Origin of the sequence: Pseudaeromonas aegiceratis (genome assembly GCF_046254905.1) — a bacterium.
GTDB lineage: Bacteria > Pseudomonadota > Gammaproteobacteria > Enterobacterales > Aeromonadaceae > Pseudaeromonas > Pseudaeromonas aegiceratis.
On record NZ_CP158016.1, the window covers coordinates 158,060 to 178,630 of the forward strand.

General features: G+C 65.1%; 17 protein-coding genes. 6 read left to right on the forward strand and 11 right to left on the reverse strand.

Translation table 11 applies throughout. The features are described 5' to 3' along the window. Window positions 1–30: 30 nt before the first annotated feature. A complete protein-coding gene (locus tag ABHF91_RS00745; protein WP_409421602.1) occupies window positions 31–585 on the forward strand; it encodes a helix-turn-helix domain-containing protein in 555 nt (184 codons plus the stop codon). Here ABHF91_RS00745 and ABHF91_RS00750 read toward each other — a convergent pair whose 3' ends face one another. Further along, window positions 586–2,301, reverse strand: a complete 1,716-nt coding sequence (locus ABHF91_RS00750) for a lysophospholipid acyltransferase family protein (RefSeq protein ID WP_409421603.1) — start codon at window positions 2,299–2,301, stop codon at window positions 586–588. It lies immediately after the preceding gene. A 170-nt stretch (window positions 2,302–2,471) separates the two neighbouring features. Between ABHF91_RS00750 and ABHF91_RS00755 the strand changes: the two genes are divergently transcribed. Then, on the forward strand, window positions 2,472–2,999 hold the full coding sequence (locus ABHF91_RS00755; protein WP_409421604.1) for a YbaY family lipoprotein: 528 nt from the start codon (window positions 2,472–2,474) through the stop codon (window positions 2,997–2,999). Between the two features lie 6 nt (window positions 3,000–3,005). On the opposite strand, the gene ABHF91_RS00760 is transcribed toward ABHF91_RS00755, so the two are convergent. The 7 genes from ABHF91_RS00760 to gmk all read right to left on the reverse strand — a co-directional run bounded on the left by ABHF91_RS00760 (window position 3,006) and on the right by gmk (window position 10,612). Next, a complete protein-coding gene (locus ABHF91_RS00760) occupies window positions 3,006–4,535 on the reverse strand; it encodes a hypothetical protein (RefSeq protein WP_409421605.1) in 1,530 nt (509 codons plus the stop codon). Window positions 4,536–4,614: 79 nt separating this feature from the next. Beyond that, complete coding sequence (locus ABHF91_RS00765; RefSeq protein ID WP_409421606.1) at window positions 4,615–5,409, reverse strand: Cof-type HAD-IIB family hydrolase; 795 nt, start codon at window positions 5,407–5,409, stop codon at window positions 4,615–4,617. 85 nt (window positions 5,410–5,494) lie between these two features. Beyond that, window positions 5,495–6,547, reverse strand: coding sequence for an alpha/beta fold hydrolase (locus ABHF91_RS00770; RefSeq protein WP_409421607.1), 1,053 nt, complete (start codon window positions 6,545–6,547; stop codon window positions 5,495–5,497). A 76-nt stretch (window positions 6,548–6,623) separates the two neighbouring features. Next, window positions 6,624–7,355 carry a tRNA (guanosine(18)-2'-O)-methyltransferase TrmH gene (gene trmH / locus ABHF91_RS00775; protein ID WP_409421608.1) on the reverse strand — a complete coding sequence of 244 codons (732 nt, stop codon included), beginning with the start codon at window positions 7,353–7,355 and terminating at the stop codon, window positions 6,624–6,626. 16 nt (window positions 7,356–7,371) lie between these two features. Continuing rightward, window positions 7,372–9,507: a bifunctional GTP diphosphokinase/guanosine-3',5'-bis pyrophosphate 3'-pyrophosphohydrolase gene (gene spoT, locus ABHF91_RS00780; RefSeq protein ID WP_409421609.1), complete on the reverse strand. Its 2,136-nt coding sequence runs from the start codon at window positions 9,505–9,507 to the stop codon at window positions 7,372–7,374. A 139-nt stretch (window positions 9,508–9,646) separates the two neighbouring features. After that, window positions 9,647–9,931 (reverse strand): DNA-directed RNA polymerase subunit omega, encoded by a 285-nt coding sequence (rpoZ, locus tag ABHF91_RS00785; protein WP_409421610.1) that lies wholly within the window; start codon window positions 9,929–9,931, stop codon window positions 9,647–9,649. Window positions 9,932–9,979: 48 nt separating this feature from the next. Further along, window positions 9,980–10,612 (reverse strand): guanylate kinase, encoded by a 633-nt coding sequence (gmk, locus tag ABHF91_RS00790; protein ID WP_409421611.1) that lies wholly within the window; start codon window positions 10,610–10,612, stop codon window positions 9,980–9,982. 296 nt (window positions 10,613–10,908) lie between these two features. On the opposite strand from gmk, the gene ABHF91_RS00795 reads away from it, so the two are divergent. The 3 genes from ABHF91_RS00795 (at window position 10,909) to ABHF91_RS00805 (ending at window position 14,484) form a co-directional block, all read left to right on the forward strand. Continuing rightward, window positions 10,909–11,232 carry a DUF134 domain-containing protein gene (locus ABHF91_RS00795; protein ID WP_409421612.1) on the forward strand — a complete coding sequence of 108 codons (324 nt, stop codon included), beginning with the start codon at window positions 10,909–10,911 and terminating at the stop codon, window positions 11,230–11,232. A gap of 94 nt (window positions 11,233–11,326) precedes the next feature. Then, entirely contained in the window at window positions 11,327–13,309 is a 1,983-nt protein-coding gene (locus ABHF91_RS00800; protein WP_409421613.1) for a methyl-accepting chemotaxis protein, read from the forward strand. Between the two features lie 362 nt (window positions 13,310–13,671). Next, window positions 13,672–14,484, forward strand: coding sequence for a formate/nitrite transporter family protein (locus ABHF91_RS00805; RefSeq protein ID WP_409421614.1), 813 nt, complete (start codon window positions 13,672–13,674; stop codon window positions 14,482–14,484). A 63-nt stretch (window positions 14,485–14,547) separates the two neighbouring features. Here the strand turns inward: ABHF91_RS00805 and ABHF91_RS00810 are convergent, their stop codons facing one another. The 3 genes from ABHF91_RS00810 to ABHF91_RS00820 all read right to left on the reverse strand — a co-directional run bounded on the left by ABHF91_RS00810 (window position 14,548) and on the right by ABHF91_RS00820 (window position 19,395). After that, window positions 14,548–16,200, reverse strand: a complete 1,653-nt coding sequence (locus ABHF91_RS00810; protein WP_409421615.1) for a putative transporter — start codon at window positions 16,198–16,200, stop codon at window positions 14,548–14,550. A gap of 267 nt (window positions 16,201–16,467) precedes the next feature. Continuing rightward, complete coding sequence (locus ABHF91_RS00815; RefSeq protein WP_409421616.1) at window positions 16,468–17,400, reverse strand: substrate-binding domain-containing protein; 933 nt, start codon at window positions 17,398–17,400, stop codon at window positions 16,468–16,470. 18 nt (window positions 17,401–17,418) lie between these two features. Next, window positions 17,419–19,395: a methyl-accepting chemotaxis protein gene (locus ABHF91_RS00820; protein WP_409421617.1), complete on the reverse strand. Its 1,977-nt coding sequence runs from the start codon at window positions 19,393–19,395 to the stop codon at window positions 17,419–17,421. Window positions 19,396–19,685: 290 nt separating this feature from the next. Between ABHF91_RS00820 and ABHF91_RS00825 the strand changes: the two genes are divergently transcribed. Continuing rightward, on the forward strand, window positions 19,686–20,222 hold the full coding sequence (locus ABHF91_RS00825; protein WP_409421618.1) for a phosphatase PAP2 family protein: 537 nt from the start codon (window positions 19,686–19,688) through the stop codon (window positions 20,220–20,222). Window positions 20,223–20,571: the final 349 nt, after the last annotated feature.

Here is a 20,571-nt window from a genome sequence, read left to right on the forward strand (position 1 = left end):
AGCGCACAATGTGTTTTTTTAGGAGACGCCATGAGCCAAGCCGCCCTGCCCGAACTCAATCAGCGCATCGGCGATCGCCTGCGCCAGCTGCGCACCGCCCAGGGCTGGAGCCTGGATCGGCTGGCCGGCGCCTGCGGGGTCAGCAAGGCCATGCTGGGGCAGATAGAGCGGGGGGAGTCGAGCCCCACAGTCGTCACCCTGTGGAAGATCGCCGCCGGGCTGGCCTGCTCCTTCTCCAGCCTGCTGGGGGATCTGCCCGAGCCGGCGGTGCAGGGCGAGGTGCGTCTGCTGGGGGAGGGGGTGGCGGTCACCACACTGCTGCCGTATGACGGCCCCCTGGGCTGCGAGTGTCTGCTGGTGGAGTTGCCGATGGGCTGCGAGTACCGCTCCGTGCCGCACCTGGCCGGGGTGGTGGAGGACATACTGCCCCTGAGCGCCGGGGTGGAGATCTGGCTGGCGGGCGCCTGGCAGCCGGTGGCGCCCGGTACGGCGCTACGCTTTGCCGCCGACCAGCCCCACGGTTACCGCAACGTGGGCCCCATGCCGGCGCGCTTTCACAACCTCATCCACTACCCCAGCGCCTAATCAGGCGGCGGCCGGCTTGCTCAGGTGCATGCCGATGTAGCGCTGCTGCTTGTTGGGCTTGAGGGCGTCCAAGTCCACCAGCACCAGGCCGTCGATGCAGTGGCCGAAGGCCGGATCCTCGCCAAAGTCCAGGAACTGCACCCCGCCGGGATGGCACAGCTCGGAGTACTGCTTGTAGAGGGTGGGGATGGCGCAGTCCATCTCCTCCAGCCGGGCCTTGAGCTGGGCCAGATCCGCCTGATAGTCACCGCTAAACAGCGCCATCAGGGCGGCGGGACAGGGCGGACAGGGGCGGCGGGAGTAGGCCATGGGCCTGTGGGCCGGGAAGTGGCGACGGTAGAAGGCCAGCAGCAGCTGGCGGGCCGGCTCCGGCAGGCTGGCGGAGAGCGACACAGGGCCGAACAGGTAGCGGTATTCCGGGTGACGGGCCAGGAAGGCACCTATGCCCTGCCACAGGTAATCCAGGCTGCGACGGCCCCAGTAGGCGGGTTGAATGAAGCTGCGTCCCAGCTCGATACCCTGCGCCAACACCTGGGTCATGGCCGGGGTGAAGTCGAACAGGCTGTGGCTGTAGAGGCCCCCCACCCCCTTGCCGGCCAGTTGTCCGGCAGTGGGAATGAAGCGGTAGGCGCCGACGATCTCCAGCGCCTCCGGATCCCAGAGCACCAGGTGGAAATAGTCGTCATCGTACTGATCCAGATCCCGGCGGCGGCCGCTGCCCTCCCCCACGGCGCGAAAGGCAATCTCCCGCAGCCGACCCAGCTCCCGCAGTATGGGGGCATGGGCCTCCCCCTGGCGGCGGTAGAGCAGGATCTGCTTGCCGTCATGGGTCTGGCCCAACCGCTCGCACGCGGCCAGGGCCTGCTTGAGCCGCTGACGGTCTTCGGCCAGGGCGATGGGGGCCTGGGTGCGGAACAGCCCCGGCTTGCCCTTGCCCAACCGGTAGAGGTGCTGGCGGAAGCGTCCCGCCAGCTTGGGCAGCGGCAGCGCGTCTTGCTGCCAGGCGCCGTAGGGGATGCAGGGGCCGATGCGCAGGCGGATGCGGCCGCAGCGGTGGGCGAACATCTCGCGGATGAGCAGCAGGGTGGAGAGGGGCTTGAACACCATGGAGCTTAAGTAAAACAGCGGCGAGTTCCGCCCCCGGATAAACAGCGGCACTATGGGTGCCTTGGCCTTGTCCGCCAGGCGCAGGAAGCCGGTGCGCCAGCGGCCGTCCCGCACCCCATGGGGCCGCAGGCGGGAGACCTCGCCGGCGGGGAAGACGATCAGCGCCTTGCCCGCCGCCAGGTGCTCCTGCATCGCCAGGATCTGCTGGCGGTTGCTGCCGCTGCCCAGCACATCCACCGGGAACAGTAGGGAGGTCATGGCTTCCACGTGGCTGAGCATCTGGTTGGCCATGATCTTCACATCCGGCCGCACCCGGGCCACCACCTTGAGCAGGGCCATGCCGTCCAGGGTGCCGATGGGGTGATTGGCCACCAGCACCAGGGGGCCTTGGCTAGGGATGTGTTCCAGCTCGCTCTCCGACACGTCGCAGCCGAAGTCGAAGTAGGTGAGCACCTGTTCGATGAAATCCAGCCCCTTGAGGTGGGGATAGTCCCGGCCAAATTGCTGGAAGTCATTTTCGTACAGCAGGCGGCGCAGCAGGGCCCGCAGCCATTGCCAGTGGGATTGCGCCGGCAGGTACTGGCGCAGCAGGGAATCGACGCTGATCATGGTGACGCTCCGAGATGCCGAGAACCGGCATTCAGGCTGCCTCCGGGGTGTGACGCTGTCTTGTCAGTTGCGTGACGGACTCATGATCTGGGTTCAGCCTAGCTTCATGTGAACCAAGATTGCCTGTGCTATGGTGGCGGGACACTCATGGATCCAGACGAGGAGAAGCCATGTCCCGTTCCCCACTGCTGCTGAGCGCCTGCCTGTTGGCCCTGCTGGGCTGCCAGCCCGATAACGACACCCAAGCCCAGGCACCGGCCGCACCGGCGGCCCAGCCGGAGGCCGTCTCTGCCGCGCAGGAGACTGCCACCCCGGTCGCCGAGGCCGGCTCCGCGGCGCATGCAACCGAGGCGGCGACGCCCTGGTCCGGCGTGATCCGGGGCGAGGTCTGGTATCGGCAGCGCATCGCCTTGCCCCCCAGCGCCGTGGTGACGGTGCAGCTGCTGGATGTCTCCCGCGCCGATGCCAAGGCCACCGTGCTGGCCAGCCAGACCCTGGGTGCCGATCACCCGGCGCCCCTGGCCTTCGAGCTGCACTATGATCCGGCGCGGATCGACGGGCGCATGAGCTATGCCCTGCAGGCGCGCATCGAAGACGGCAACCGACTGCGCTTCATCAATACCGAACGGGTGGCGGTGCTGACCCGGGGCGCCCCCCAGTCCGATCTCAAGATCCGGGTGGACGCCGTCGGCAACTAACCCGGCTCAGGGCAGGTGGCGCCAGGCCCCCTGGCCGAAGCTCACCTGGGTGGCCCCCTCCAACAGGCTGGCCGGCGCCAGGGGTGCGCCCTGGGTGCGCACCGGGTAGCTGATGCCGTCATGACTCAACTGCACCCAGGAGCCGGCACTGCCCGGTGCCAGCAGATCATGCCAACCCCGCTGGGTATGGCTGGCCACGTAGAAGGGCGCGGCCAGCGCCTCGATGCGGGCGGCGAAGCGGTAACCCTGGGACTGCCCCTGGAAGATGAGCCAGACGCATTGGCCGCCGCTGCACCAGTTCATCTGCACCAGGGCCTCGGGCCGGCCATCGCCGTTGAGATCCAGCAGGCCGTAGCGGTAGCTGGCCTGGTGGGGATCGCTGCGGCTCATGACGAAGTAATCCCGCAGGGCCTGCTCCACCTGGGGATCCGCCGTGCTGGCGGCGCTCAGGCTGGGGGGAAGCGGGGCGGCCGTAGGCGTGTCCGCCGCGGCGGGCTTGGGCGTCACGGATCCCAGGGTGCCGGGCACCAGGCTTAAGGGGCTATCGAAGTCCACCTGGCCGCCGTTGAGCAGCCGGTAATCGGCGGTGAGGTGATTGCTCTGCAGGCGGAAGGGGATGGCCTCCCGCACCCCCATGTCGTTGCGCCGGTTGAACAGCACCGTCAGGCCGTCGGCGGTGGGCTGCCAGGCCCCCTCATACAGCACCTGGGGACCCTGTTGCCGCACCAGCAGCAGGGTGCTCTCGTAGTGGGGGGTCAGGGTCAGGGCCAGATCCGCCCGCATCAGTTCCCAGTGACCACGCCATTGCAGGGGCGGTTGCAGCTGCGCCAGCAGGTGGCCCTGGCGGGCACAGCCCTGGTAGGCCGGCTCGCCGCCCTCCAGGCTCAGGCTGGCCTGCCAGCCCCAGGCCTGCTGGCCGCCGTCCGTGGTGCACAGGCCTGGGGTCAGGACCAGGGTGGCTTGCTGGCCATCGGTGGCCATCAGCGTCATCTGCTGGGCCCCCGTGGTCTGGCCCTGCTGCTCCTTGAGTTGCAGGGTGCGGCTCAGGCCATCGCTGGTGAAGACGCCGCTGTTGCCGCTGAGCCGGAAGGCCCAGGGCGCCGGCTGTTCGCCCGCCAGGATCAGGCGGCTGTCCGCTGCCGTTTCGGTACAGGACTGGGGGAGATTGGCGGCGCTTAGCCGGTTGAGGCGTTTGCTGGTCAGGCGCAGGGGGCTGTCGCGACTGTCCCCCAGGGTCAGGTTACCGTACAGCTCCACATAGGCGCTCTCCGGCTGGCCCATGGCCTGCCAGGCCTGGGTCAGGCTGCCATCGGCCAGCAGTTGCCACTGTTGCTGGCTGCCACAGGGGGAGAAGCGCGTCTCGCCACCTTGCCAACTGAGGGTGCCGCGCAGCAGGGCCACGCCGGCGGGGGCGCGGGTCTCCTGGGACGTAGCGGGGGTGATATCGCCGGCCTGATGCTCAGGGGCTGGGGTTGGCTGGTGGCTGCAGGCGGTCAGCAGCAGGGCCAGGCTGCCGGCCAGGGGCAGGAAACGCATGGGCAACTCCTTGATTTGCTTGGTTGCCCATTAGTTTAAGACTGGATTGAGACCAATTGACAGGCCTCAGGTGGCAAAATCAGCCAAACAGCCGTTCCAGATAGCGGGCCACCCCGTCCTCGTCTGAACTCAGGGTGCGCTCATGGTCCGGCAGCGCCTTCACCAGACGGTCATGGGCGTTGCCCATCACCACGCCGCGGCCCACCAGGCTCAGCATCTCCAGATCGTTCATGCCGTCGCCGAAGGCGATGGTCTCGTCCAGGCTAAATCCGTTCTGTTGCAGCACCGCCTGCACCGCATTGCCCTTGTTGACGCCCTTGGGCATCACCTCCAGGCTGTCGGCGGAGGCGAAGGTAATGGTCAGCTGCTCGCCAAACTGGCTCAGCAGGCTGGCCTCCAGGGGCAGAAGCTCCTCATGGGTCGCGGCGTTGAAGAAGATCTTGTTGATGTTCTGCTTGTCCACCGCGAGGGGATCCACCACCTGATAGCGGAAGCCGGACTCTCTATGGCAGGCCAGCAGCTCCGGGCTCTCCTGGGCCACCAGCCAGCGGTCGCCCTGATAGATGTTGATGCGGATGTCTTCGTGACGGGGCAGCTCCACCACCTGCTGGGCCAGCGCCACCGGCAGGCTCTGGTTGTAGATGCAGTTGTCCTGCTTGTCATGGACCACGGCGCCATTGGCGGTGATGAGGAAGATATCCAGCCCCAGGGTGTCGCGGATGCCTTGGACATCCACATGGTGACGACCGGTGGCGACCATGAACTTGATGCCCCGTTTGACCAGGGCGTGCAGGGTCTCGCGGGTCCGGGCAGAGACTTGGTGCTGCTTGTTGAGGAGGGTTCCATCCAGATCGGAAACGACGACTTTATACATTCAGACCTCGGAAATTGTGACGGCGGGCAAATAATAACCAAAACAGCCGCGCTGGAGAAGCGCGGCCTTCGTTCGAAAGTGAAATTTATTTCGAAAAGAAATCCAGCACGGCGGTGAGGGTGGGCAGCCGGTAGGCATCCGCCTCGTTGAACAGATCGTGCCAGGCGCCGGGGATCACCAGGGGGTGGCCGCCGTCACAGGGATGCCCGGCCTGTTGGCGCAGGTCGCAGAAGCGGTTTTGCGGTGCCGGGGTCACCACGCTGTCGGCGCCGGCCTGGATCAGCAGCAGGGGCACCCGGGAGCTGCTGCCGCTGTCGGTGGCCAGCTTGGCGGCGGCCAGGGACTGGTAAATCCAGCGCACCGTGGGGCCGCCGAGCCGCAGCTGGGGCCGCCGATCGTACAGATCCCGGAACAGGCCGTAGCGCAGCGGGCTCTGGCTCAGCTCGTTGCCGGGGAAGGCCACCCGCGCGTAGGGGCCGGTGCCCGGGGCATAGGGCGACTCGGCACCGAACAGGCCATACAGCCAGTCCAGCAACCGGGTCAGCAGGTTGGCCAGCCAATCCGGCAGGGGGGCCAGGCGGATGCCCAGCATGGGGGAGACCAGGGCCACCGCCTCGAATTCGTCCGGCCAGCGTGCCAGGTAACGCAGGGCGATGGCGCCGCCCATGGAGTGGGCCAGCAGCTTGAGGTGGGTCGGGCTGTCCGGCAGCACCAGCTGTTCCATCACGGTGCGCAGGTCACCGACATAGTCATCGAACTGGTCCACGTGGCCCTTGTCGTGATCCCGCAGCAGGCGGTCCGAGAGACCCTGGCCGCGATGGTCGTACAGGTAGACGCTGTAGCCCTGCTGGTAGAGATCGTAGGCGGTGGCCTGGTACTTCAGCAGACTCTCGGTGCGGCCGTTCACCACCAGTATGCTGCCCTTGCTGTTGGGATGGCGCAGCACGGCGTAGGCCAGCTGGACGCCGCCCACCCCGGTCAGGCGGCCGGTCTGGGCGTGCTGCTGCCAGAAGTCAGCCAGTTGCGGCGTCAACTGGGGTAGCTGGGCCTCTGTGGTGAGCTGGTAGGGATTGTCCACGGCAAAGAGCCTCAGGCTGAAGAACAGGGCCAGCAGGCCCAGCAGGATTCTGGAGGTCATGATCGGCCACGCTAGGAGTCAAAGAGGCCCATATTATAGGGGCATCAATGGGGGCCGTCAGTGAGATGGTGCCGCTTTACAGCAGCAGGCCCTCGTCCTCGTCGTCCAGGTGGCTCCAGGCGGCCTTGCTCATCTGCACCTTCTGCCACCAGTCTTCGTCTGCCAATATCTCGCCGTCCGCCCCCAGCTGGGGATAGGGCAGCCCCTTGCGCTGGCAGATCTTGGCGAAGATGGGGTGACCGCCTTCGAACAGGATGCGGTTCTGCTCCTCCGCGCTCAGCAGGCAGCCGCGGCCATACAGGCCGGCCAGTTCCCGCTGGCGCTGGGCCTCGTAGAGGATGGCGGCGGCGGCCACCGACACATTCAACGACTGCACCATGCCCACCATGGGAATGATGATGTGCTGATCCGCCAGGGCCTGGGCCTGGGGGGTGATGCCCTGCTTCTCCTGGCCCAGCAGGATGGCGGTGGGGCGGGTGTAGTCGATGCGGCGGAAATCCACCGCGGTGTCGGACAGGTGGGTGGCCAGGATCTGCATGCCCTGGGCCTTGAGCTGGCCCACCGCGGTGTCGATATCCGGATGCAGATTGACCCCCACCCAGTTCTGGCTGCCCCGGGCCGTGCCCTTGCGCTTGGCGATGTTGCTGCGGGGCCAGACCGCATGCACCTCATGCACCCCCACCGCATCGGCGGTGCGGACGATGGCCGCCAGGTTGTGGGGCTTGTGCACCTCCTCCAGGCAGACGGTGAGATCGGGCTGGCGCATGGCCAGCATCTGACGGATGCGGGCGAGGCGTTCTGGGGTCATAGGTGTTCCCTTATGGCTAGTGGCGGCTGCGGCTGACCCGCAGCACATCCGGCATGACCCGGATCTTGCGCATGATGTTGGCCAGGTGGACGCGGTTCTTGGTGGTGATCAGCAGATTCACCTGATAGACGCGGGCGTCCTTCTCCTCGGTGCTGATGCTGTGGATGTTGGCACCGGTGGCGGCGATGGTGTTGGCCAGCTGGGCCAGCACCCCCTGATGGTTCACCACCTCGATCTGGATGCCGGTGCGGAACTCCTGCTCGTAGGCCACCTCGGTATCCCACTGCACCGGCAGGTACTTGTCCGGCTCGCGGCTGTAGTTGCGGATGTTGCGGCAGGTCTCCTGGTGCACCACCAGCCCCTTGCCCGGGCTGATGTGGGCAATGATGGGGTCGCCCGGGATGGGGCGGCAGCAGTTGGCGAAGGTCACCAGCATGCCGTCCGCGCCACGGATGGCCATCTTGCGCAGGTTGGGGGCCGGGGTCGGCTGGGGCGCCGTCTCCGTGTTCAGCTCGTCGACGTTGCCCAGCAGGCGGCGGGCGATCACCACGCTCATGGCGTTGCCCAGGCCGATATCCGCCAGCAGGCCTTCCAGGCTGTCGTGCCGGGTATCGTCCAGCACCTTCTTCAGGTTCTCCGGTGCCACCTCTTCGAGCTTCTTGCTGCCCAGGGCATGGCTCAGCAGGCGGCGGCCCAGCACCACCGACTCCTCGGTGCGCAGGTTCTTGAGGAACTGGCGGATCTTGGTGCGGGCCTTGGAGGTGACGATGAAGTTGAGCCAGGCGGCGTTGGGCCGGGCGCCGGGGGCCGTGATGATCTCCACCGTCTGGCCGGAGGCCAGGGCGCGGCTTAAGGGATAGGGCTGGCGATCCACCCGGGCGCCGACGCAGGCGTGGCCAATGTCGGTGTGCACCGCGTAGGCGAAGTCCACCGGGGTGGCGCCGGTGGGCAGCTCCAGGATGCGGCCCTCCGGGGTGAAGACGTAGATCTCGTCGGGGAACAGGTCGGTCTTGACGCTCTCGATAAATTCGAAGGAGTTGCCGGCGCTTTGCTGCAGCTCCAGCAGGCTGCGCATCCAGCGCTGGGCCCGCACCTGGGCCGTGGTGCCCGAGGTGTCGCCGTCCTGCTTGTAGGCCCAGTGGGCCGCGACCCCCTTGTCCGCCATCTGATCCATGTATTCGGTGCGGATCTGCACCTCCACCGGCACCCCGTGGGGGCCCACCAGGGAGGTGTGCAACGACTGGTAGCCGTTGGTCTTGGGGATGGCGATGTAATCCTTGAAGCGACCGGGCCGCGGCTTGTACAGGCTGTGCATCTGGCCCAGCACCCGGTAGCAGGTGTCGATGTCCTGCACTATGACCCGGAAGGCGTAGATGTCCATCACCTCGTGGAACTGCAGCTCCTTCTTCTTCATCTTGATGTAGATGGAGTAGAGGTTCTTCTCCCGCCCCTTCACCTCCACCGGGATGTGGGCCTCCAGCAGGCGGCCGCGGATCTCGTCATGGATGGCGTTGATGATCTGCTTGCGGTTGCCCCGCGCCCGCTTGACCGACTCCCGCAGCACCCGGGAGCGCATGGGGTAGAGGGCCTCGAAGCCCAGCTCTTCGAGCTCGGTCTTGATGCTGTGGATGCCCAGGCGGTTGGCGATGGGGGCGAAGATCTCCAGGGTCTCCCGGGCGATGCGCCGACGCTTGTCCGGCCGCAACGAGCCCAGGGTACGCATGTTGTGGGTGCGGTCCGCCAGTTTGATGAGGATGACGCGGATGTCCTGCACCATGGCCATCACCATCTTGCGGAAGTTCTCGACCTGAGCTTCCTTGTGGTCGCGGAACTTGAGCTTGTCCAGCTTGGAGACGCCGTACACCAGCTCCGCCACCGCCTCGCCGAACTGGGCCGCCAACTGCTCCTTGGTCACCGGGGTATCCTCGATGACATCGTGCAGCAGGGCCGCCGTCAGGGTCTCGTGATCCAGGCGCATCTCCGCCAGGATGCGGGTGACGGCCACCGGGTGGGTGATGTAGGGCTCGCCGCTGGAGCGGGCCTGCCCCTCGTGGGCATCGCGGGCCACCACATAGGCCTGTTCCACCCGCGCCACCTGGTCGGCGGGCAGATAGGTGGCGATCAGCGATTTAAGGCTCTCGAACAGGTACAAATACGACTCCGATGCGGGGCTAGGATGCGTCCCTGGCGTGAACTGGACGGCTGCAGCTGAGTGTGCGGCGAAACGGGGCGCTTGTAAACGCCTGCAAAAACGGCACCCTGGGGTGCCGTCTTGCGGGATCCGGTTGGGATCAGAGGGTCAGGCCACGACCTTCGGACAGGATGGACATGGCGGCCAGTTCGCTGGCTTCGCGCTCCTGCATGTCCTGACGGTCCTGGGCATCCATGAACTCGTTGGAGATCAGGCCTTCTTCGATTTCGCGCAGGGCGATCACGGTCGGCTTGTCGTTTTCTTCATCCACCAGCGGGTCTTTACCCTGGACAGAGATTTGGCGGGCGCGGCGGGCGGCCAGCAGCACCAGATCAAAGCGGTTGCCCACTTGTTTTACAGCATCTTCAACGGTTACGCGTGCCATGGACGACTCCAGTGATAAAAAATGACTCGAAAGTATACAAGAACCGGCTTACTTCGCCAAGAGGGCTTGCAGCAGCTCGGCGTGCTGGATCTGTTGCTTGGCCAGGGTGGTGCGCTCCGCCAGCACCACCGCCTGCAGCTGGGCCAGGCTGGTGGCGAAGTCATCGTTGACCAGCAGGTAGTCGTATTCGTCGTAGTGGGACATCTCGTCCACCGCCTTGGCCATGCGGCCGGCGATCACCTCGGCGCTGTCCTGGCCGCGGCCATGCAGCCGCTGCTCCAGCACCGGCAGGGAGGGGGGCAGAATGAACAGGGAGCGGGCCTCCGGCATCTGGGCGCGGATCTGGCGGGCGCCCTGCCAGTCGATGTCCAGGAAGATGTCGATGCCCTGGGCCAGGCTCTGCTCTATGGTCTCCTTGGAGGTGCCGTAGAAGTTGCCGAACACCTCGGCCCATTCGAAGAAGGCGTCCCGCGCGATCAGCGCCTGGAAGCTCGCCGGGTCGACGAAGTGGTAGTGGACGCCGTTCTCCTCCCCCGGGCGCATGGCGCGGGTGGTGTGGGAGACGGAGAGCCTCATGCGGCCGTCGGCGTTGACGGGGGAGCCGAGCAGGGCCGCCAGCAGGCTGGATTTGCCCGCGCCGCTGGGGGAGGAGACGATGAACAGGGTGCCGCGTTGTGCCATAGCCGAACCTAAATAAAAGAAGAAGACCGCCGCCGTCCGCCAGGGGAGGGCCGCAGTGGATTAATCATCAGGGTAGGCGGCAGAGGATAGCAGATGGAAAATACAAAAAAAAAGCCGGGTCATGACCCGGCAAACGTTCAAGCTGTCGCTTGTTGCGGAAGTGCCCCTCCACGCACAGCCATTTGACCCGGTTTCTGGGTGGGCCGCCATATGGTTATTTCTGTTTGATATATCGGTAAAGAAGGCGGCAGGGTATGCTGTGTTCCGTTTTATGCTTGCCCTGATGTGGACCCGCCATGCCCAGACCCAAGATCGCCCGTTGTATCCAGGCCCGCGCCCCCTACTCCCTGTTCAAGCCCAATGGCATCCCCAGCCATCGGCTGACCCAGCTGCAGCTGGCGGAGGACGAATTCGAGGCCCTGAGATTGGCGGATCTGCAGGGTATGCAGCAGCAGGAGGCGGCCAAGGTGATGGGTGTCTCCCGCCAGACCTTTGCCAACCTGGTGAAGGGGGCTCGCCGCAAGGTGGCCTACTGCTTGGTGGAAGGGGCCGCCCTGGCCCTGCATGTGACGGAGCAGGACGTCATCGAGACACCGCCAGAAGAGCTGCCCACCACCTGATACCGCCGCTAATTCGATATCGCATCTGCACCATTTGCCTGAGCGTCTATTCTAGAAATTGCTGCCTAATTTCTGATGCGACAAGGAGGTGCCCATGCTTGCGGCCTGGTTGCGCAGGGTGCATTTGACCACCCTGCTTTCCGTTCTGATCCTCTGCCCGTCCCTGTATGCCATCTCGGTCGGGATCTTTTTGATCCTGGATATCCGTCAGGAGGCGCAACAGCTGACCGTGTCCCAGCAGCGCATTGAGGCCATCGCCGCCCTGGATGAGGTGGCTCATCAGCTGGCGGTGGAGCGGGGGTTGACCGCCGGCTGGTTGGCCAGTGGCGGCCAGCTGGGAACCGATAAGGTACAGGCCCAGCGCCAGTTGGTGGATGCGCGGCTGGCCAGTCTCAATGCCCTGCGGCGGCAAAGTCCCGTGCTGCAGGCGGTCAGCCAGGAGGTCGACGACCTGCTTGGCGGTCTGGCCCAGCAGCGTAGGTTGATCGATGACCAGCAGGGGCAAGGGGCTTTCGGCTTCTATTCCGCCGCCAATCAGGCGGCCCTGGATGCCATCGCATTGCTCAGCAACGGCATCACCTCGGCCGAATTGCGCCAGCAGGCCTCCTCCCTGGTAGCCCTGCTGACCATGAAGGAGCGGGCCGGCCAGATACGTGGCCTGGTGAACGGCCTGCTGGCCAAGGCCGAAATCAACCCGGCCCAGCGGGATCAGCTGCAGGGCTATCGATTTAATGAGGCCCGGCAGTGGGATCTGCTGCATCACCTGGCCACCCCAAACCTGTGGCAGACCCTGACCACACAACGCCAGCTAGCCCAGTGGCAGCAGGTGGAGACCTGGGTGACGGAGGTGCAGAGCAAGCCGGTGGCCGACTGGCCCAAGGTCACCCCGGCACAGTGGTTTGCCGCCGCCACCGAACGCATCGGTGGACTCAAGGCCCAGGGCGATGCGGTACGGCAGGATCTGATCGGTCAAATGGATCGCCTGCTGCAGCGGCAGACCTGGCTGTATCGCCTGTTCGGTGTCGCCGCCGTGGTCTCCTCCTTGGTGCTGCTGTGGGCCTGCTGGGTGCTGGTGCGCTTCATCAGCCGGCGGGTCTGGGCCATAGAACGGCTGCTGGCTCAGGCCACCGAGCGCAACGATCTGACCCTGCGGCTGGACGAACGGGGGCAGGACGAGCTGGCCCATATCGCCCAGGCGGTGAACCGCCTGCTGTCGCAGTTCTCCTTGCTGTTGGGTCAGGTGCGGCAACAGGCGGAGAGCTCGTCCCAGATTTCATCTGAAGTGGGGGGCATGAGCCAGCAGGCCCATCAGCAGGCCAACCAGACCCATCAGTACGCCGACATGATCGCCACCGCCATGACCGAAATGGCCCAGACCAGCCTGGAGGTGGCGCGCCACACCCAGGAGGTGGCGCAATTCAGCCGGCATGCCCGTCAGCAGGGGGAAGAGAACCGCCGGCTCAACGACGAGGCCTTCCAGGCGGTGAATGCCCTCACCGGCCAGATCGGCGAGGCCCACGAGGCGGTGGACCAGCTGGCGCGGGAGAGTCAGCAGATCGGCAGCATAGTGGATACCATCACCAGCATCGCCGATCAGACCAACCTGCTGGCCCTGAATGCCGCCATCGAGGCGGCCAGGGCCGGCGAGCAGGGCCGCGGCTTCGCCGTGGTGGCGGACGAGGTGCGCCAGCTGGCCCAGAAGACCCAGACCGCCACCGGCGAGATCCGCACCATGATACAGACGCTGCAGGGCAGCGCCCATCAGGTGACGGTGAGCATGTCCCGCAGCCACGAGACCACGGAGCGGACGGCGTCCCAGATTGCCCGGGCGGACCAGGAGATGGCCCGGCTGTTCGAGCTGCTGGATCGCATCAATGGCCTGGTGGAGCAGATCGCCACCGCCGCCGAGGAGCAGACCTCGGTGGCTCAGGACATCAACCAGCAGGTGGAACAGGTGGCCGGCCTGGCCGATGCCACCCAGCAGGCGGTGGGGGACAGCCACAGACGCATGAGCCAGCTGGCGGAGGCGGCCGATCGCCTGCACGGCGAGCTGGCGGTGTTCGCCCTGGGGCACTAAAGCGAGTGCCAAGATGGGGCAGGGCGCCCCGTCACGAGGCAAGCGGCGCCAGGCGTAGACAACATGGCCTGGCGTTTTTTATGTAACAAACTGATTAATAACGGGTATATAAAAAGTATATTTCTGGCACATGATTTGTATTACCCATGGGGTGCGAGCTTACTTCCTGAGGGAGCAATCCTGAGCAAACACCCGGGCCAGTGCCGGCCCTGATAATCTGTCACCCCATGGATAATGGCGTCCATCACTCCAAGCGCGTTGCGTGGCGAGTGAGGCGCCTTTTTTTTGCCTGGTCGACAGAAGCAGGGTCAACAAGGAGCGGCCTGGCCCGCGCCCCAACCACAACCAAAGAGGGAACGACCATGGCCTATTTGATCCCGGCTGATTTTGTGAAGAAGATGGTGGACTCTGGAGAGTCCAAAGTTTTCATGTCCACCCGCGATACCCTGATCCGCGCCTACATGGCCGGCGCCATCCTGGCGTTGGCGGCGGTGTTCGCCATCAGCATGGCGGTGCAGACCGGCTCGCCGCTCATCGGCGCCCTGCTGTTTCCGGTGGGGTTCTCCATGCTCTATCTGATGGGCTTTGACCTGCTCACCGGCGTCTTCGTGCTCTCGCCCCTGGCCTGGCTGGACAAGCGACCCGGCGTGACCCTAAAGGGCGTGCTGCGCAACTGGGGTCTGGTGTTCGTGGGCAACTTCGCCGGCGCCCTGACGGTGGCGGTGATGATGGCGGTGGTGTTCACCTACGGCTTCTCCACCGATCCTGGCCCGGTGGGACAGAAGATCGCCGGCATCGGCGAGGCCCGCACCCTGGGGTATGCCCAGTATGGCGCCGCCGGCTGGCTGACCATCTTTCTGCGCGGCATGCTGTGCAACTGGATGGTCTCCATGGGGGTGGTGGGCGCCATGATCTCCACCTCTGTGCCTGGCAAGGTGATCGCCATGTGGATGCCCATCATGCTGTTCTTCGCCATGGCCTTCGAGCACTCAGTGGTGAACATGTTCCTGTTCCCCTCCGCCATGATCATGGGGGGTGACTTCTCCATCATGGATTACATGATCTGGAACGAGATCCCCACGGCGCTGGGCAACCTGGTGGGCGGCCTGGCCTTCACCGGCCTGACCCTCTACAGCACCCACCTGCGGACCGCGCCCCAGCGGGCTGTGGTGTAAGCGAGACAGACAAAGGCCCGGCAAGTTGCCGGGCCTTTTGCATTGCTATTGTGGTAAAGGGGATTAGCCGCTGACCCAGAGCAGCAGCGCCATCAGCTGCGGCGTGATGATGCGCAGGAACATCACCAGGGGGTAGACGGTGGCGTAGGAGAGGGCCGATGCATCGCTGGTGGGATGCAGGGCGTTGGCAAAGGCCAGGGCGGGGGGATCCGTCATGGAGCCCGCCAGCAGGCCGCACAGACTGAGGTAGTTGAGTTTGCCCACGGCGCGGGCCAGCACGGCCACCCCCAGCAGGGGGAGCAGGGTGATGAGCACGCCGTAGCCCATCCAGTGCAGCCCCTCGCCATCGGTCAGGGTATGCAGGAAGTTGCCGCCGGACTTGAGCCCCACCACCGCCAGGAACAGCACTATTCCCAGCTCCCGCAGCGCCAGGTTGGCACTGGGGGGCATGAACCAGTAGAGCCGGCCAATGCTGCCGATCCGCGCCAGGATCAGCGCCACCACCAGGGGGCCGCCGGCCAGCCCCAGCTTGAGGGCGGCGGGAAAGCCCGGCAGGTAGAAGGGCACGGAACCCAGCAGCACCCCCAGACCGATGCCGATAAACACCGGCAGCATCTGCACCTGCAGCAGCTTGTGCTGGGCATTGCCCACCAGGTTGGCCACCGCCTCAATGGCATCCGAGGTGCCTACCAAGTTGAGAATGTCGCCAAACTGCAGGGTGGAGCGCTCGGTGGGCACCAGCTCGACCCCGGCGCGGTTGAGGCGGGAGACCACCACGTCGTAGCGCTCCTTGAGGCGGAATTCCCGCAGGTGCTTGCCCAGCACCTGTTCGTTGGTCACCACCACCCGCATCACCCGCAGATCCGTGCCCCGGGTGGAGAGGGAGATCTCCACCGTCTCGCCGATCACCAGCATGGCCTTGTGCAGGGCGGCCTTGTTGCCCACCAGGTGCAGCAGATCGCCGGCCTCCAGCGTGGTCTCCGGCCGTGGCACCATCAGCTCCTCACCGCGCTTGAGCCGCGAGCAGATCACGGCGCCATCGTCCAGGTTGGGGATCTCCTTGAGGGGCAGCCCCACCAGGTTGTGGTTGCGCAGGCAGACGTTGAGGGTCTGCAGGCTCTCCTTGGTCTGGCCGGCCTGCATCTCGAAGGCGGCCGCCTCCTCCTCCACCTTGATGCGAAAGAACAGCCGGGTCAGCCACATGGTGAGCAGGATGCCGCAGATGCCGAAGGGATAGGCCACCGCATAGCCTAGCCCCATGCTGTTGGTGGGCGCCCCCAGCTCGCCGAGGATCTGCTGGCCGGCCCCCAGGGAGGGGGTGTTGGTGACGGCGCCGGAGAAGATGCCCAGGATGGCCGGCAGCGGCACGTCGAACAGCTTGTGGATGGCGACGGACACCCCGCAGCCCAGCAGCACGATCAGGGCGGCGAAGCCGTTGAGCTTGAGGCCGGAACGGCGCAGGGAGGCGAAGAAGCCCGGCCCCACCTGGATGCCGATGGTGTAGACGAACAGGATCAGGCCGAACTCCTGCACGAAGTGCAAGGTGGCCTCGTTCATCTCCAGTTGGTACAGATGGGTGAAGTGACCCACCAGCAGGCCGCCAAACAGCACGCCGCCGATGCCTAACCCCACCCCGTAGATGCGCCAGTTGCCGATCCACAACCCAAGCACGGCTATCAGCGATAAGATGCTGACTGTCAAGGCAATGTCGCTCATGGTGACCCCTTGTCGTGTTCGTTTTCGGCGGCCAGGCCGCCCTTCTCGATACGCAAATGAAGCACCCTTGTATCAATACGCCTATTCCGGTTGTGGTTAAGTGACGCTGGCGACAAATGACTCAATCCGTGCGTGACTGGCGTCGTTTATTCGCCGCAGGTCGGGGTGACCGAGTGAGATCCGCTGGGCGCCTGGGTCATGACGGGCGCAATGAAAAAGCCGGGCGACTCGTCGCCCGGCTGCGTTTCCTGGCCTCGGATCCTGGTTTCATTGGTACAGGGATAGGTTGTCCGGTGTGATGAGCTGGAACGGGATCCAGTATTCGGTGCCGCCGACCGGTTCGCCGCGGATGAGCTGCAGGGCCACATCCACCGACTTGCGCGCCTGGCCGCGGGCATCCTGCAGCACGCTGGTGTCCAGCTTGCCTTCCGCCATGCTCTGCAGGGCCTCCTTGGTACCATCCACCCCGCCGATGAAGTAGGGCTTGGCATCCTTGCCGGCCTTCTCCAACCCCAGGACGGCGCCGATGGCCATGGAGTCATTGTTGGCGGCGATGATATTGAAATCCACCCCCTCCTTGAGCCATTGCAGTATCAGGTTGGCGGCCTCGCTGCTCTGCCAGTTGCCGGAGGCCTGCTTGACGATCTGCATCTCCGGGTACTTTTGCACTATGGCCTTCACGGCGTCGGTGCGACCTATGGCCGCGCTGTGACCCTGCTCACCCTCCAGTATCACCACCTTGCCCCGGTTGCCTGCCAGCTTGGCCAGTTGCTCCATCTCCAGGGTGCCGGCATCCGCCTCCTTGGAGCCGATGTAGGCGCTCTTGCTGGGCCAGTGGTCGGGTCCCGGGTTGGCGTTGGCGAAGACGATGGGGATCCCGGCTTCATCGGCCAGTTTCAACGCTGCGAGTCCATCTTTCGTGGTGACGGGTAAGACTATGATGGCATCCACCTTGGTGCGGATATAGTTCCGCACCTGGCGCAGCTGCAGCTCAGGATCGCTGCTGGCATTCTCGATCACCAGGTCCACATCCAGCTGCTGGCCATATTCCTGAATGTGCTGCCGGATCAGGTTGCGGAAGTTGTCATCGAATTCCGCGATGCTGACGCCGATGAGCGGGGTGGCTGCCAGGCCCAGGACGGACCAGAGGGTCAAGGCCAGGAACAGGCTCAGATGACGGGTTTGTCTGTAGATGTTCATGCGCTCTCTCCGGTCCGATCAAAGGGTGAAGCGGCGCAGCAGCGCCAGTTGCGAGGCGGCCATGCCGGCCAGCCGCTTGCTGTTTTGGGCGGTGCGCTCGGCCCCCTGGGCGGACTGATCCACGCCATCGCTGATGTAGGCCATCATCTGGCTGCTCTCCTGTACCGTGGAGCTTTGCTCCTCGGTGGCCGTGGCGATCTGGATATTCATGTCACGGATGGACTCCACCGATTCACTCATCTCGTTCAGGCGGGCATCGGCCTCCGAGGCCAGGGCGACGCAATGATCAGAGTGCTGCTGGCTCTCGCCCATCACCTGGACCACGGCATGGATCTTGTGTTGCATCTGCTCGACCATTTTCTGGATTTCTGTGGTGGAGCTCTGGGTGCGGCTGGCCAGGCTGCGGACCTCGTCCGCCACCACGGCGAAGCCACGGCCCTGCTCCCCGGCCCGAGCGGCCTCGATGGCGGCATTCAAGGCCAACAGGTTGGTCTGGTCGGCGATGTTGCGGATGGCGTCCACTATGCTGTCGATGTCGTTACCAAAGCCCTGCAGCTCATCGGTCTCCCGCGAGGCGGTGGCGATCTGGGCGGCCTGCGCCTGGATGCCGGAGATGGTGTTGGCGACGCTCTGCTGGGCTTGCAAGGCCAGCTTGCGGGTGCCTTCTGCATAGTCCCGGGTTTCGTTGGCACGCCGGGCTATCTCGTGCACCGTCGATTCCATCTCATGCATGGCCGAGGCGGCGGTGTGCAGTTGATCCTTCTGCTCGTCCACCGCCTGGGTGGTCTGCAAGCTGACCTGCTCGGTATCCTGCGCCGTCTGAGCCAACTGCTCGGCAGACTCCATCTGCTCCCGCACCGTGTTTTGCAAGGTGGTGGTGAGTTCGTTGAGATAGGTGCCCAGCTCGCCAAATTCGTCCCTGCGCTCCACGGTAAACTGGGCGCGCAGATCCCCCTGGGTCACCCGGCGCAGGATGTCGCGGAACTGGTGAAGCGGCCGGCGCAAGGTATAGGCCACCCACAGGGCAATGGCCAGGGTCATGGCAATGGCCACCAGGGTGGTGGCCAGGGTGATGGCGCGACCCTGGCTGATGCTGGCGTCGGTGTCGGCCTTCGCCGCCTTGGCCACCGCCAGGGCCTGGCCGGCGAAGTCATTGATGGCGCTCAGCAACTGCTGCAGGGCCGCATCGGTCTTCTGCTGTAGCTGGGCCGACTTGGTCTGCTGCTCCAGCTCCTGGCGATAGGCGATGTAGAGGCCATCGGGTTGGTTGAGATCGGTCAACAGGTGCTGGCTCATGACCCGCACCAGGCGTCCGTTGCGCTCGTCCAACCGCTCCAGGGCGGTGAGGCGCTCGCCGATCACCTCATCCTGCAGGGAGAGATTCTTGACCATGGTGGCCATGTCGCGGTTGAGGGCGTAGTTGGCAAAGACGCGATAGGCCTTGCTGGCTTCGCGCATCAGCCCTTCGGCCACCTTGGCCTCCTCACTGCCGGCATGCGCCTCCATGTAGCCGCGCAGAAAATTGGTCAGGGGCAGCTCCTGGCTACGGCTGTAGCTTTGCAAGCGCTCTGCCCGTTGGGTGTGCTGGATAAGCTGGATATGCCCCTGGATCAGATCTTGCGCCAGCTGGGTATATTGACCGACCAGCTGTTCCTGCCGGTTGAGGGTCTCCCGCAGGCTTTGATTCTGGCCGATAAACCGGCTGGTCTGTTGCAGCTGGGCGCGAAACTTGTCCATGGCGTCGGCAAAGGGTTGGTTCTGCTGGGCGGTGCCTTCGGCATCGGTACTGGCCAGGGCGGCCAGCACCTTCTCGTTGGCCCGCAATAGTTGGACATACAACTCGCTGGCGGCCTGGCTCAGGGGCGCCGACTCTTCGGTGATGATGAAGAGGCGATCGTTGATCAGGCGGGTGTTGTGGTAATTCACCGCCACAATCGCCAGCAGCAGCAGAAGCAAGAGCACAAAACCTGCGATGATCTTGTGGAGTATTTTCATCGTGGCGGTTCCCTGTCTGATGACAAAAGCCTTGTGTTGACAGCCACTTTCGCTGATGTGGCAACACGGTTGCCTGAAGTGTAGACAGGGATGCTTTGGCTTGCCGGTCTGCGGCTAGCGCCCGGGTGTTGTGTCGGTGCGCATGGCAGATGATGTCGGCTTAATTGAGGCCTATTTGGCGAACAGGCCCCGCCAAGGTAGGGCTTAAGGAAGCGCTAAGCTTGGCCGGGGTACATTGGGGGACAATCAGGATCTTGTGCCCTAGGGCGCCTCATTGAACAAGGATTGTCATGCGCAACGCCTCCATATTTCGTCTGCCGTTGGCCATGCTGCTGGGGCTGGTCAGCGGTGCCAGCCAGGCCGGATTCACCCAGAGCAGCGGCGATGTGCTCAAGTACGCCATGCCGGCGGCCGCCGCCGGTCTGGCCGGTTACCGGCAGGATTGGCAGGGGCTCCAGCAGTTTGGCCTGGCCTTCGGCAGCACGGTCGCCACCACCTGGGTGCTCAAAGAGAGCGTCCATCGGGAGCGGCCCAACGGTAGCGGCGACGATGCCTTCCCCAGCGGCCATGCCGCCAGCGCCTTCAGCTCGGCCTCCTTCATCCAGCGGCGCTACGGTTGGCAGGTGGGGGCGCCGGCCTATCTGCTGGCCGCCTGGACCGGTTACAGCCGCATCCCCAACCGGGATCACCACTGGAGCGACGTGCTGGCCGGCGCGGCCATCGGCGTGGGCTTCAGCTATCTGTGGGTGGACCCGGATCCGGCCTGGCAGCTCACCCCCTGGACCGACGGCCAGCAGTACGGCCTGCGGCTGGACGGCCGCTTCTAGCCGCCCCATCCGGCGGGGTGATGCGCTTCGCGTCCGCCCGTTCCGGCCCTTGCGCCATCCCCTGGCCCGGGCTAGGGTTCTCTCACCATGGGCAATGCTTGTACCTGGGGTGTCGGCGGCGGGTCGGTCGGCACTGAGCTCCAGTGGCTCTCCCCTGCCAGCGCCCTCGACCCGGCCTCAATCCTGTTGTTTCCTTCGGTGCCAATTGTTATGGTCACCTGACCAGGGGCAATGCTTGCAATTGGGGTCTCGGCGGCGGGTCGGCCGATGCGTAGTTCCAGTAGCGCAATCCTGACAGCGCCCTCGACCCGATCTCTTTTCCTGGCGGCACGAAACCGGCCTATTCGAT